The sequence below is a fragment of the Enterococcus sp. DIV0802b genome (genome assembly GCF_050543535.1).
Taxonomy (GTDB): Bacteria; Bacillota; Bacilli; order Lactobacillales; family Enterococcaceae; genus Enterococcus_D; species Enterococcus_D entomosocium.
On sequence record NZ_CP172941.1, the window covers coordinates 1,484,302 to 1,498,704 of the forward strand.

General features: G+C 42.8%; 12 protein-coding genes. 6 read left to right on the top strand and 6 right to left on the bottom strand.

All coding sequences use genetic code 11. The annotated features are described in order from the left end of the window. Genes IGJ12_RS07080 through IGJ12_RS07090 form a run of 3 tightly spaced genes read left to right on the top strand, consistent with a single transcriptional unit; the run spans position 1 to position 2,683 of the window. Positions 1-999 carry a PfkB family carbohydrate kinase gene (locus IGJ12_RS07080; protein ID WP_430617829.1) on the top strand — a complete coding sequence of 333 codons (999 nt, stop codon included), beginning with the start codon at positions 1-3 and terminating at the stop codon, positions 997-999. Positions 1,000-1,011: 12 nt separating this feature from the next. Further along, positions 1,012-1,854 carry a 5-dehydro-4-deoxy-D-glucuronate isomerase gene (gene kduI / locus IGJ12_RS07085; RefSeq protein WP_005229915.1) on the top strand — a complete coding sequence of 281 codons (843 nt, stop codon included), beginning with the start codon at positions 1,012-1,014 and terminating at the stop codon, positions 1,852-1,854. Between the two features lie 22 nt (positions 1,855-1,876). Next, a complete protein-coding gene (locus IGJ12_RS07090) occupies positions 1,877-2,683 on the top strand; it encodes a gluconate 5-dehydrogenase (protein ID WP_005229917.1) in 807 nt (268 codons plus the stop codon). A 257-nt stretch (positions 2,684-2,940) separates the two neighbouring features. Here IGJ12_RS07090 and IGJ12_RS07095 read toward each other — a convergent pair whose 3' ends face one another. The 5 genes from IGJ12_RS07095 to IGJ12_RS07115 form a co-directional block, all read right to left on the bottom strand. Then, a complete protein-coding gene (locus IGJ12_RS07095; protein ID WP_429967137.1) occupies positions 2,941-3,612 on the bottom strand; it encodes a rhamnogalacturonan acetylesterase in 672 nt (223 codons plus the stop codon). Between the two features lie 10 nt (positions 3,613-3,622). Then, a complete protein-coding gene (gene uxaC / locus IGJ12_RS07100; RefSeq protein WP_430619513.1) occupies positions 3,623-5,011 on the bottom strand; it encodes a glucuronate isomerase in 1,389 nt (462 codons plus the stop codon). A 20-nt stretch (positions 5,012-5,031) separates the two neighbouring features. After that, positions 5,032-6,543: a UxaA family hydrolase gene (locus IGJ12_RS07105; protein ID WP_430619514.1), complete on the bottom strand. Its 1,512-nt coding sequence runs from the start codon at positions 6,541-6,543 to the stop codon at positions 5,032-5,034. A gap of 12 nt (positions 6,544-6,555) precedes the next feature. Continuing rightward, positions 6,556-7,959 carry a tagaturonate reductase gene (locus IGJ12_RS07110; RefSeq protein ID WP_087664233.1) on the bottom strand — a complete coding sequence of 468 codons (1,404 nt, stop codon included), beginning with the start codon at positions 7,957-7,959 and terminating at the stop codon, positions 6,556-6,558. Between the two features lie 70 nt (positions 7,960-8,029). Next, the gene (locus IGJ12_RS07115) at positions 8,030-9,010 is read right to left on the bottom strand and encodes a LacI family DNA-binding transcriptional regulator (RefSeq protein ID WP_087664232.1); all 981 of its coding nucleotides are present in this window, start codon (positions 9,008-9,010) and stop codon (positions 8,030-8,032) included. A gap of 162 nt (positions 9,011-9,172) precedes the next feature. Between IGJ12_RS07115 and IGJ12_RS07120 the strand changes: the two genes are divergently transcribed. Further along, the gene (locus IGJ12_RS07120) at positions 9,173-11,386 is read left to right on the top strand and encodes an AraC family transcriptional regulator (protein ID WP_430619515.1); all 2,214 of its coding nucleotides are present in this window, start codon (positions 9,173-9,175) and stop codon (positions 11,384-11,386) included. Positions 11,387-11,448: 62 nt separating this feature from the next. Here the strand turns inward: IGJ12_RS07120 and IGJ12_RS07125 are convergent, their stop codons facing one another. Next, complete coding sequence (locus tag IGJ12_RS07125) at positions 11,449-12,336, bottom strand: carbohydrate ABC transporter permease (protein ID WP_008381527.1); 888 nt, start codon at positions 12,334-12,336, stop codon at positions 11,449-11,451. A gap of 259 nt (positions 12,337-12,595) precedes the next feature. Here IGJ12_RS07125 and IGJ12_RS07130 point away from each other — a divergent pair, with 259 nt between their 5' ends. Then, entirely contained in the window at positions 12,596-13,564 is a 969-nt protein-coding gene (locus tag IGJ12_RS07130; RefSeq protein WP_087664231.1) for an ABC transporter permease, read from the top strand. A 15-nt stretch (positions 13,565-13,579) separates the two neighbouring features. Further along, positions 13,580-14,257 carry a DUF624 domain-containing protein gene (locus IGJ12_RS07135; protein ID WP_087664230.1) on the top strand — a complete coding sequence of 226 codons (678 nt, stop codon included), beginning with the start codon at positions 13,580-13,582 and terminating at the stop codon, positions 14,255-14,257. The last annotated feature ends 146 nt before the right edge of the window (positions 14,258-14,403 follow it).

The window sequence follows — 14,403 nt, forward strand, 5'->3', positions numbered from 1 at the left end:
ATGGCAAACATTCTGACACTAGGAGAAATCATGTTGCGTCTATCGACAACGTTAGGCGACCGAATCGCCCATAGTTCGACGTTTGCTGCCCATTATGGTGGCGGGGAAGCCAATGTTGCGATTTCCTTGGCAAATTTTGGTCATCACGTTTCTTTTGCTAGTAAAGTGCCGGAAAATGCTTTAGGAGATGCCGTTTTTCATCATTTACGAAGCTATGGCGTCGATTGTCGTCACTTGCTTCGTGGCGGTTCCCGACTAGGTACTTACTATATTGAAACCGGTATCGGGGAACGAGCAGCGCGAGTGGTTTATGATCGCGCAGGCTCTAGCTTTGCTCAAATGAAGGAAAATGAGTGGCAGTCTGACCTTTTTGATGGGGTTGATATTGTTCACCTTTCAGGGATCACGCCCGCTCTTTCAACGACTTGGAAGACACTTTTGCTGACGTTGATCAAAGAAGCGAAAGCAGCTGGTTGTAAAATCAGTTTCGATATCAATTATCGTGGAAAGCTGTGGACGACCGCTGAAGCACGCGTCTTTTTGCAAGAAGTGCTCCCCTATGTCGATTATTGCTCGGCAGGACAGTTAGATGCCCAAGTCTTTATGGATGTATCAGCTCCAACAGAGGAAGTCGAAGATGACTACTATTATCAAGAAATGCATCGGAAATACCCAAATATCCAGCTCTTTTATTCAACTAGTCGTCAGGTGCTCTCAGCAAGTCACAATCAATTGACAGGAAGCCTATGGCACAACGGCAATTATGTCGTTTCTGCTACCCATGAGATCAATCCAATCGTTGATCGCGTCGGAGGCGGAGATGCCTTTTCAGCTGGTATCCTACATGGTCTTGTCACGAAGAAACAAGACCAAGAAATCATTGATTTTGCAACTGCAGCTTCTGCTTTGAAACATACGATCCATGGCGACTGTAATCAGTTTAGCGCCAATGAGATACAAGAATTTATTGCAACAGGTTCAGGAAAAATTATCCGATAGGAGGAATAAAACATGCAACACATGGAAACACGCTATACCCATAGTCCACTTGATATTCGTCACTATAGTACCGAGGAATTACGCAGAGAATTTTTGGTAGAGAAAATTTTCACACCAGGACAAATCATGCTGACTTATACCCACAATGATCGGATGATCTTTGGCGGAGTGACACCGACGGAAGAAGCGTTAGAAGTGCAATTAAGCAGCGAATTAGGGGTGGAATACTTCTTAGAACGTCGCGAATTAGGCGTCATCAATATTGGAGGACCTGGTGCGATCACGATCGATGGCCAAAAAGAACCAATGAAAAAACAAGACGGCTACTATATCGGCAAGGAAACCAAACAAGTCTTGTTCCACTCTGATGATCCAGCAAATCCAGCGAAATTCTATCTATCTTGCGTGCCAGCACATAAGAAATACCCAAATGTAAAAATCAGTATCGATCAAGTCACACCAATGGAGACAGGCGAGGGCTTGACATTAAATGAACGGAAAATTTATCAATACATTCACCCAAATGTTTGTGAAAGCTGTCAATTACAAATGGGGTACACGATCTTAGAACCAGGCAGTGCTTGGAATACGATGCCAAGTCATACCCATGAACGTCGGATGGAAGCATATGTGTATTTTGATTTTGCCAACGAAGACACAAAAGTGTTCCATATGATGGGCAAACCAGATGAAACGAAGCATTTAGTCGTTAGTGAAGAACAAGCAGTTATTTCTCCAAGCTGGTCGATCCATTCGGGTGTTGGAACCAGTAACTACTCCTTTATCTGGGCAATGTGTGGCGAAAATATCACCTATACCGACATGGATATGGTGGCAATGGACGACTTAAAATAAAAAGAAAGAGGGTTTATCAATTATGGATTTTTCAATGGATCAATTTCGTTTAGATGGTAAGATCGCATTAGTGACAGGCGCTGTCTATGGGATCGGTTTTACGATCGCTCGTTCATTAGCAGCAGCAGGAGCAACGATCGTTTTTAACAACTTGGATCAAGAATCAGTGGATAAAGGATTAGCAAACTATCGTGAAGCAGGGATCGAAGCCCACGGCTATGTCTGTGATGTAACGGATGAAAAAGCAGTCAACGAAATGGTCAAGCAGATCGAAGAAGAAGTTGGCGTGATTGATATCTTAGTCAATAATGCTGGGATCATCAAACGAATCCCGATGTTGGAGATGTCTGCTGAAGACTTCCGCCAAGTCGTTGACGTGGACTTGAACGCTCCATTTATCGTTTCAAAAGCAGTCTTACCGTCAATGATCAAAAAAGGACATGGAAAAATCATTAACATTTGCTCAATGATGAGTGAATTGGGAAGAGAAACGGTGGCTGGTTACGCAGCGGCTAAAGGCGGCTTGAAAATGTTGACGAAAAACATTTGTGCTGAATTTGGTTCAGCTAACATTCAATGTAATGGGATCGGACCTGGTTATATTGCAACACCGCAAACTGCACCATTACGAGAGATCCAACCAGACGGTTCTCGTCACCCATTTGATCAATTTATCGTAGCGAAAACACCTGCTGCCCGTTGGGGTGAGCCAGAAGATTTAGCAGGACCAACGGTTTTCTTAGCTTCTGAGGCATCCAACTTTGTCAATGGCCATGTCTTATATGTAGACGGCGGTATCTTGGCGTATATCGGGAAACAACCTGAATAAAACAATCAGTAGTAAGGATGGGGACGATTGCAATCGTTCCCATTTTTATGGTGCAACACCTAAGAAATGCAGGGCTTTAAAAGGTAGCTTGGTGATAAATGGGTGAAGCAAAGGAATGGCAATCAAACCTTTTAAAAAGAATCAAAAGCAAAACGCTGTGAAGGAAACTGTTCTTCGCAGCGTTTTGCTTGAGTTGCTCTTTTTAAAATCAGGTAGCGTATTTATGTTAGGGGAAGATTCAACACGAACAATGAGTTTCAATCTAAAAGAACTTGTTGTGCAAGCGGTAATGGAGCATTTGTCAAACATTTGGCAACTAATTTGGCAACGGCTGTAGCACCCTGGTCATTCAAATGCGTGTTATCCGTAATGCCGGCTGGATAATTGGGGTGCTGGTTTTTTTCTAAATGAAGAAAATAGGGTTTCGCCTGTTGTGGTTCCAGTGCTGAAAAGAACCGTTGTGTTGCGGCAAAAAGATCCAGACAGACCACATCCAAGGAGGTAGCCAAAGCACGCATTGCTTCTGGGTAAGGACCGACTGCCAAAGGATCAAGTTGCTGTTGGTCCACGTAATGCAAACGAGTGATCGAGGTCAATAGGATCGGTGTCGCTTGCTGCTGGCGTGCCGTTTGCACGAAGGTTGCTAAATTATGCTGATATTCTACAGGTGTCGTACCACGACTATCTGTTTTTTGATCGTTGTGTCCAAATTGAATCAAGAGATAATCACCAGCATATAGTTCTTTTTTTGCCTGCAACAAGCGTCCATCTTCAATGAAGCTTTTGGAGGAACGCCCATTTTTTGCCAAGTTGACGATTTGATGCTGGGGGAGATAGCGTGAGATCTTTTCACCCCAGCCCGTTTCTGGACGAGCGCTAGGCTCTTTGATCGATGCGGTGGAATCACCGACGATGACGATTTTTTCCATTGTCTTTCTCCTAAAATTTGAAGTAGTTGTTGGCGTTTTGATAACAGACATTTTCTACTAATGGTTTTAGCTGACGAAGATCAGCAGGTGCTTCACCACGTACAACGATCTCAGCAAGCCATTCACAAAAGACGCGTCGGAAATATTCATGACGGGTGTAAGACAGAAAGCTTCTTGAATCCGTCAGCATGCCGACAAAGTTAAAGATCACACTGCCATCTGCGAATTTCGTCAATTGGTGACGCATGCCTGCGCGGGTGTCGTTATACCACCAGCCAGATCCTAACTGCAATTTATTATTGCCTTCTTGCTGGAAGCACCCCATCAAAGCGACGAGTGCATCATAGTCATTGGGATTTAAGGAGTAGAGAATCGTTTGAGGCAAATGGTCCTGCGCATCAGCAGCGTTCAATAATTTCTGCAAGCTTTGAGTCAGTGGTTGATCATTGATGCCATCGTAGCCCGTATCTGGTCCCAAGCGCTCAAACATTCGTTGATTGCAGTTGCGGTACGCATGGAAATGCAGTTGCATCGTCCAACCATGTTCGTGATACAGCTTCATCAGTTCAACTAGAACATTGGTTTTAAAGAACGAGACTTCGTTTTCCTCCAAAGATTCCCCAGCTAATGCTTTAGCAAAAATTGTTTCAAGGGATAACTGTTCGTCTGCAGCATACACTAAAGTATCCAGCGCATGGTCAGACAAGCGGCAGTGATGCTGGTGAAAGTAGGTTACACGGTCCCGCAAGGCTGTCAAGAAAGCATCGTAGGTAGTGATCGCGTTTTCGACACTCTTTTCGAGTTTGGTAACATAGGTAAGAAAATTCGGATGGTCGATTTGTAACGCTTTGTCAGGTCGAAAGGTCGGCAAGACCCGAAAACGTTGTTCTGTTTGGCTTAATTGGTGATGATAGTGAAGATCATCGACTGGATCATCTGTGGTGCAAACGATCTCGACGTTACTGCGAGCAATCAAAGCTCTTCGGGTAAAGTCTTTTTGCTGCAATTTTTCGTTGCATAGCCTCCACAAAGTTTCGGCATTTTCTTCAGTAACGGGAAGATCGATCGCAAAAAATCGCTTTAACTCTAAATGGGTCCAACTGTAAAGGGGATTTCCCACCAATTTTGGCACTGTTTGACACCATGCCAAAAATTTTTCATAATCACTGGCATTGCCCGTAATCGCTTCTTCTGGTACGCCACAAGCGCGCATCAACCGCCACTTGTAATGATCGCCACTTAGCCATGCCTCGGTGATAGTTTTAAAGGGCCGATCCTCATAGATTTCTTTCGGGTCTAAGTGGCAGTGGTAATCAATGATCGGCAGATCTTTGGCATAGTCATGGTAAAGGGTTTGAGCAATTTCATTTGGCAGTAAATAGTTTTCATTTAAAAACATGTCGAACCTCTTTTCTTTGGTTATAGTGTCACACCATTTTTAAAGATGGCGATCTCACGAACGTTGTTGGCTTCATTACGAGTCGGTTTTCCACTGGCAGTATCGATGATCGCTTGAATAAAGTCTTCCAGCACGACCTCCATCGGCTCTTCCAACAAGCGGCCAGCGTTGAAATCAATCCAGTGGGGTTTCTTATGATAAATCTCTTGATTCGTGGCAACTTTCATGGTCGGCACATAGGCACCAAATGGCGTGCCGCGACCAGTGGTAAATAAGACGAGTTGGCAATCGGCAGAAGCCAGTGCAGAAGCGGCAACAAGGTCGTTTCCTGGACCTTCCAGCAGGCTCAAGCCTGGCTTACGGAGTTTTTCCCCATATTTTAAGACATCGACGACAGCGGAAGTCCCAGATTTTTGGGTACAGCCTAATGACTTATCTTCTAGCGTAGTGATACCGCCTGCCTTATTGCCAGGAGAAGGATTTTCATAGACTGGTTCACCGTAAGCAAGAAAATAATCTTTAAAGTCGTTGATTAGATGGAGGATTTTTTCAAAGGTTGCTTCATCTTGTGCACGCGCCATCAAGACTTGTTCAGCGCCAAACATTTCGGGTACTTCCGTCAAGACCGTGCTGCCACCTTGAGAAACTAAAAAGTCAGAAAATGCCCCTAACAAAGGGTTGGCGGTGATCCCAGAAAACCCGTCAGAACCCCCACATTTTAACCCGATCTTTAGCTCACTCAAGGGAACGGCTTCTCGTTGATCCTCTTTTGCTGCTTCCAGTAATTCTTCTAATAAGCTTTCGCCGACCGCAATTTCATCGTCGCTTTCCTGTGCCACCATAAATTTGACGCGCTTTGGATCGTAGTCACCCAGGTTTTTCTTAAACTCGGGAACGGTGTTGTTCTCACAACCTAAGCCAAAGACCAAGACGCCACCGGCATTTGGATGATGCACCGCATCAATTAAAATTTGACGAGTGTTTTGATGATCTTGGCCTAACTGAGAGCAGCCGTAGGGATGTTTAAGGATCGTAATATGATCAAAAGTGCCAAGATCTGGATGATTCTTCTTGAAGTTTTCAACAATGATCTCTGCGATGCCATTGATACAACCAACTGTTGGCACGATCAGTAAATCATTACGAATTCCAACTTTGCCGTTTGCTCGACGGTACCCTTGGAACGTCGCAGCGCTTTTTGGATATCGGACGGGATGCAAATCGGGGGCATAGGTGTATGCTAAAGTACCAGAAAGGTTGGTTTTGACATTGTGGGTATGCAACCATTGGCCAGTTTTCACGTCAGCTAAGAGATGTCCAATGGGGTAGCCATATTTGATCACGTCTTGTGATTGTGCTAGATTTTTGAGGGCGATTTTGTGTCCTTGTGGAATATCCTCAAAAAGGGTGATCGTTTGGCCTTCAAATGCAAGGGTCGTTTTAGCAGCTAGTGGTTTTAATGCGACTGCGACATTGTCTTTAGGGTGCAATTTCAATAGTTGAGCGGGTGTTTCTGTTAATGTGCTGGACATAAAGATTCTCCTTTATTTCAAACTTGGCTCAGGGGTGTCAATCGACGCAAGTAACTGGCGAGGTCCGTCTTGTTTAAGGCATGTGCACATTTCATTGATTGTCGCTGTCATAAAGCTCAGGTCTGCATGCCAAAGTTGCTCATTTTTTAATAGAGCGGCGATCTGTTCTTCTGCTGGTAATTGTTTCACTTGCTGAAATATGGTTGTCACTAGCTCATCATCTTGAAAGGGTCGTGTGAGATAGAAAGTCAGCAACCCTGCCAGTGCGGCAGTGATTCGTTTTGGTAACTGCTGGTTTTGTTGGACATAACGAGTTAAGACTGGTTGAAGACGCGCACGGAATTTTGAGACGCTGTTTAAAGCGATCGATTGCAGATGATGCTTCACATAAGGATTTCTGAAGCGCTCTTTGATTTGTTCCGCATAAGCTGCAAGCTGCGCTTTAGGCAAATCAAGCATTGGAATCAACTCTTCCTGAAAAAGACCATCTAAAAAGGCTGCAAATTCACGGTCGTTCATTACTTCTTCAACGGTTTCTAAACCCGCTAAAAGACCGAGGGGAACCATCGCCGTATGAGGACCATTTAATAAATGTACTTTTTGTTCACGGTAAGGAGTCATATCTTCTGTCACGATCACATTCAACCCAGCTTCTTGCAAAGGGAGCTTTTCGGCTACGCCGTTTCCTTCGATCACCCATAGCATAAAGGGTTCCGCAGTGACCATTACGGCATCTTCATAGCCAAGAACCTCTTGGTATTGTGCCACTTTGTCGCGAGGATATCCTGGAACGATCCGATCGACTAAGCTGCAGCAGAAGGTGTTTTCTTTTTCTAACCAGTTGACGAAGTCTGATTCCAAAGACCATAATGCGGCATATTGTAAGACGATCTCTTTTAGTTTTTCCCCATTCCGATCGATCAATTCACAAGGAATGATCAAAAATCCCTTTTTTCGTAGTTGAAAACGACGATACAAAAGAGCGGTCAGTTTTGCGGGAAAACTGTGGGGAGGGGTATCGTGTAAGGTATCCTCTGGGTGAAACGCAATACCTGCTTCCGTCGTATTAGAAACGATGATCTCAAGTTGCTCGTCTTCTGCTAAAGCAAGATAGTCTTCCCATTGCTGATATGGATTCAACACTTGATAAATGGTGGAGACGACTTCAAATGTTTGAGATAAAGCGCCATCGACAAGTCCTTCTAAGATAACGGTGTAAAGATTTTCTTGTTGTGCCAACAGCTCTTTCAAGCCGTGATCAATCGGCTGTACCACAACGGCACTGCCGTTAAAAAGCCCTTGTTTGTTCATTTGCTGCAGCTGCCAGTTAAAAAAGCCCCGCATAAAATTGCCTTCCCCGAATTGAATCACTCGGGCTGGATAGGTTTGATGGGGGTGTTCGGTAATTTTTTTCATAGAATCCTCCTTAAAAAATAGTTATGCACACGTTAACATTTTTGCGTAAGCGCTCTTGAAAACAAGAGGCTTACAGCGATTGACGAATGATTAACGAGGTATCAAAGAAATGTTGTTTCTCAACTACTTGATTGGCAAATGCTTGCAACAGCAGAGTTGCTGCCAATTGACTCATTTCATAGACTGGTTTGCGGATCGTTGTTAATGGGGGATACGTATAGGGAGAAAAAGAACTATCATCAAAACCGATGATACCGATCTCCTCTGGGATCTTTCGTCCTGCTTGATGACAGGCGTTGATCGCACCGATCGCCATATCATCATTGGCGCAAAAAATTACTTCAGGTGGTTCAGGTAAAGCGAGTAGTTGCTGGGCACCCAGCTGACCACTTTCCAAAGAGAAGTCGCCAGCAACGAAGTATTCTTTCGGGCAGACAAGCTGCTTTTCTTGAATCGCTTTCATAAATCCTTTGCGACGCTCTCTAGCGGAACCAAAGGAAGCGATCCCTTCGATCATGGCGATCTTTCGAAAGCCTTGTTCAAGCACATAGGTGATCATTTGATAGACCCCTCGGGCATCATTACTAGTGACATTCATCAAGGTTGCATCCTGCAATTGACGATTCAAAACGACGATGGGAATGTTTTTCTTTGAAAGAGCAGCGATAAAGCCGTCATCACGATCACTTTGACTCATCACGATCGCTCCATCGAGGCGATTCGGCTCTTCATCAAATGTATCGGATTGCAATAATTCATGAACCGCCAAAGTATATTCGGATGGTAGGGTATCACTGATTCCTTTGATCACTTCGACTAAAAAGCTATCGGAAGTACCAATGGATAGATGAGAAAAATAAAGACCAATGATATAAGATTTCTGATTCACCAGACTTTTGGCATTGACATTGGGCACATAGTGTAAAGATTCAGCGATGGCTGCGATCTTCTTTTTTGTTTCTGGCTTGATTAATGGGCTATCGTTTAACGCACGAGAAACAGTTGTATGTGAAACACCAGCGACTTTGGCGATATCTTTGATCGTGACCATAGAAAACCTTCTTCCTTTTTGCTTGATTCAAGCATAGCTTGTTCCCACGAGAATGTCAATACACCAAGGATGCACACGTGAAACATTTTTCGAAATAACATAGGAACTTTTTCTGGGATGTGCTAGTATAAAAGAAGATAGTTAGGTAATGGGAGGGAGTCTATGAAATTCTTTTTAAGCTATCATCAAACATCCAACTTGTTTTATAAAATATTTATTTTGATTTTTCTAATTGGTAGCGCTTTAATCATTGGGTTTAGTGGGGTCATTTATCATCGAACGTATCAAAACATTCAAGAAACGTTTCTGCAAAGTCAACATAATTTGGTCAACCAAGTCAAAGAAAATCTGGATCAAAAAATTCAGATGGTAGAGTATGCCTTTTCTACATATAGCAGTACTCAAAGCTTTTCCGATACGATGGAACAGCCATTTTCCGTGACGAATTATCGACAAGTGCGAGAGATCAATTCGCAACTGGCTTACATTGGTGTGATGGGAATCGAAAACGCCAGCTACCAATTGGTGAATTTGAATCAGCATTGGAAAATCGAAGAAGGCTCCTTAAAACAGATCGATGATACTGAATTCGCTGCTTTTCAAGCGTTGATTGACAACCAACGCTACTTGTATTGGTTGCCAGAAGATGGCTATTTAAAAATGGTGATGACGCTGCCTGTTTTTCGACAGGAAACCACTGCTTTGGGGATCGCTGAAATCCAAGACCATACCATTGCGCAGTTGGTGGCAGATCATGACGATTCCTTTTTGAATATTTTTCATGCGGACGGACAACTGCTTTTCGATAATGGTGAAGTGATCGATTCTGCCTTACAAGAAACAATGATTGCAGCTGCCCACGGCGATGGCATCTTCACTGACAAAGAAAACAATAAGTATGTGGTCACACAATCGGATTACAATCAGTGGTATCATGTGATCCGTCTGGCACCTGCTAGCGTTTCGCAAGCAATCCGTGAATTAAGAAGCGGTTTGATCGTGATTGGCAGTCTTTTGATCATCCTCTTTTTATTAGTATCCTATCGCATTGCGATCGTGGCTACCTCACCCATCAATCGGATCGGTGAGCTTTTAAAGCCAAAAAAACAAGGTCAGAAATTAGAAGTTAATCAGTTGATTTCCGATATCGACCAGGTCTTACATCAAAACCACGATCTTGCTGTTAAAGTTGAACATCAAAAGCCCGAGTTAGAATCCTTGTTTCTATTAAACTTGTTTCGCGGCTGTATCTCAGAAGCAGATAGTCACTTAAAACTGTCACAATTTGGGTATGAAGTATCCGAAACGGAACACTTTGCCGTATTACTGATTCAAATCGATGATTTGTGTGGACGAGAAACAGCGACTATTGATATTTTCTTGCTTGCCATCGAGAATCTCGTTTCTGAAATCATTCCGGCCAATTTGCGTTTTCAGCCAATCATCTCCAGTCAAGAAACCCAAGGAACAATTTTAAAGCTTCCTGAATCAGTTGACCAAAAACAAGTATTGACCTATTGTCAAAAGATCCATCAAGCGGCAAAAGATTACTTGAAAATCAAAATAAGTTGTGGGGTCTCACAATCCTACGACCGCCTCGTAGAAACCAAATTAGCGGTTGATAACGCTAAAGAAGCCTTGCACTATCGAATGAATTTAGGGGAAGAAGTCATTATCTTTTTTGACGACATTGCGGCACAATTAGACAATAACGCGATCGTTCAGTACCCTAGAGAAGCAGAAAGCACCTTTTTGGATGCAATGCGTAGTGGGGATCTAGCGACCATCAAAACGAGTTACACAGAAGTCGTACGCGAAATCATTCATGAAAACAAAAATCCGTTGACGATTGAAAGTGCCTTGTTTAAGTTGATCAACAGTATCGTTCAGCTAGGACAACTCCTAGGAGCAGATCATACTAGCTTGCAGAATAGTCGTAAAGTCTATCAATCCGTGCTCAACCAAACCAGTTTGTTCAAAGTTGAGCAAATCATCTATCAAGAGTTAGTTTTACCTATCGTTGAAACGACACAAGCCAAAACAGATCGAGAAATTCGCTCCTTGTCTGAAAAGATGGTCTTGATCGTACACCAACAATACGACCAAGATCTCTCCTTAGATAGCATTGCTGAACAGTTGCATTATAATGCCAATTACTTAAGTAATGTGTTTAAAAAGGAATTATCCATCAATTTTGCCGATTACTTACAAAACTATCGATTGCAAGTCGCGAAAAAGTGGTTAAGAGAAACCGATTTGACCATCAAAGAAATCGCCGCCAACCTACAATATACCAACTCTCAAAACCTCATCCGCTTTTTCAAAAAGAAAGAACAGATGACACCCGGAGAGTATCGCAAACGATCCAAAGATTAAAAGAAAAAAAGCGTTTTTTGATCGTTGATCAAAAAACGCTTTTTTTCTTTGCTGCCTGTTGGCTACCCTTTGACGGAACCAACCATGGCACCTTTCACGAAATACTTCTGGACAAATGGATAGGCGATCAACATTGGCAAAGTCGCAACGACGATCACGGCCATTTTCACGGATTGTGCTGGGGGGACAACATCGACACTAGCGGCATCGGCGTTCATCCCGCTGGAGACAATCACGATTTGTCGAAGGAGCACTTGGATCGGCCATTTCGCTGAATCATTGATGTACAAAATCGCTGATTGATAAGTATTCCAATAACTAACAGCGTAGAACAAAGAGATCGTCGCAATCGATGGTAAGGAAAGAGGTAAGATGATACGGAAAAAGACGCCCCAATCAGAGCAACCATCCATTTTTGCGGATTCCTCTAAACTATCAGGAATCCCTTGGAAAAAGTTTCTCATAATGATCATATTATATGCACTGATGGCGCTCGGTAAGATCAGTGCCCAGAGAGAATCGATCAAGCCGAGGCTTTGTACCAAAATAAAACTTGGGATCATCCCTCCGCTAAACAACATCGTAAATACGACAATAAAATTGAAGATGCCACGTCCATGCAAATATTTTCTTGAAAGAGCATAGGCCATAAAAGAGGTCAAGATCATTGAAAGAACCGTTCCGACGATGGTCACAAAAAGGGAAACACCAATACTCGTAAAAATCGTGGGAGTCGAGAGAATATACCGGTAAGCATTTAAGCTAAATTCACGTGGGATAATGATAAATGTTCGTGTCGCAATCTCAGAAGAAGAAGCAAAGGAGCTTCCGAGAATGTTCAGAAAAGGCAAGAGACACATTAAGGTAAAGAGTAGTAGAAAACCGATAATAAATCCTTGAACAACCCGTTCACTCTTCGGGCGGTTCGTTTTTTTTAGGGTTTGTTGCATAGGAAAAACCTCCATCTTTTTTTACTTAAATAGGTATTTCCAACGTATCATGAGGCGGGGACAACGTATATAATCACTTTTACATGTTAAAAAAATCACAATCGTGACAAACGTTGATAAATCAATGGTTTTCCAATTCGACCGAGAAATAATCCTAAAAAATGTATGCCTTTCCAATGCTGAGAAAATGATTATATACGTTATCTTTCTTACACGCTACCATGGGACTATCAAATCAAAAAAACTCGGAGGAACAAGTATGGAAACAAAAGTTGATAATTACTTCTCACCACTTACTGAAGAAGAACAGCGACTGCGGTCGAAAAAGAAAAAATGGGCGCAAATCAGAAAAAATCGTGCGCTCTATATTATGGTATTGCCAGGTATTTTATATTTTATTATCTTTCGTTACATTCCAATGGGCGGTTTGGTCATCGCTTTTCAAGACTACCAGCCATTCTTAGGGATCTTAGGCAGTCCCTTTGTTGGGTTTACTCATTTTATTCGGCTCTTTACTGAAGATACTTTTGTGATGTTGATGCGCAACACGCTGATCATGTTTTTCTTAAATATCACGATTTCCTTCCCTTTTCCTATTTTATTGGCGCTTATGTTAAATGAAGTAAATAACCGTCGCTTGAAAAAAAGTATCCAGACGATTATTTATTTGCCTCATTTTATGTCGTGGGTGATCGTAGTTTCAATCTTCTACGTCCTGTTGACGACTGAAGGTGGTGTGATCAATAACATGATCGAAAGTCTTGGTGGGGAACGTATCCCATTCTTAACTAGCCGTACTTGGCTACGTCCAATGTACATTTTCCAAGATCTTTGGAAAGGTGCCGGTTGGGGGACGATCGTCTATCTAGCCGCTATTACCAATGTTGATGAACAGCTTTATGAAGCTGCGGATATGGATGGGGCTGGCAAACTACGTAAAATGTGGCACATCACGTTGCCGTGTATTCGTCCGACGATTGTGACCTTAATGATTTTAAAAATCGGTTCGATCTTAGATATGGGCTTTGAGCATATGTTCCTATTAATGAACTCAATGAACCGTGAGGTTGCCCAAATCTTTGATACCTTTGTCTATACCGCCGGGATTCAAAATGGTCAATTGAGTTACTCGACAGCTGTTGGGCTGTTTAAAGGTCTTGTAGGTTTGATCCTCGTTGTTTTTGCGAATCGTTTGGCGAAAAAAATTGGGGAAGATGGTATCTATTAAGAAAGAGGGGATCATATGACGATTGAGAAAATCACGAAAATCAACGATGGGCTAACCGCGTTTTTGACCCTGATCGCCCTTCATTTTCTTTGGCTAAGTGTGACACTTCTGGGGGGAATCTTTTTGGGAATCGGACCAGCCTCGTATGCCATGATGAAATATTATAATCGCTGGCTTCGTCTTCACGAACGACCGCCTTTGATCAAAAGTTTTTTCTACTATAGTAAAGAACGGTTCCGACAATCGGTGCTGATCAGTTGGTTGTTTCTGATCATCGCAGCAATCGTGATCACCAATATATTTGCGCCATTTCCATGGTTTATCCAAGTAGCGAATGTCCTCTTTTTGATTGCGTTTCTCTTTCTATTCATGCACGTGTATACCGTCATGGCAGCCACTAACTTTGTGACCGTGTTTGAGATCCTGCGAGGGAGTGCGTTGTTAGGTTTAGGCTATCTGCATTATTCGATCATTAGTTGGTCGATTTTGATCGTTGGCTATTTAGTTCTTGGCAGCTATTTCTTGATCGGCCTCATTTTGATGGGGAGCAGCTTAGTTGGTGGTGTTTTTGCCCTTGCTGGTAAAAAAATTCTTCAAGATATCCACCCAATTGAAACAGATCAGGTGGTTTCAAAAACGGCATCGACTACGGAGCAAACCGTTGCCAGTAAAGGAGATGAGGTCATTATCTAAAGAAAACGGCTCAAAGACTTTTACTAGTCCGTGAACAAAACGGTCACTAGAAAACACCTGAAAAATAGCAGAACAAGCTGAACCCTCATGAAATACAGCCAGTAAAACGGATTCATTGAAACAGCTCTATGAATTGAGGAGACTAC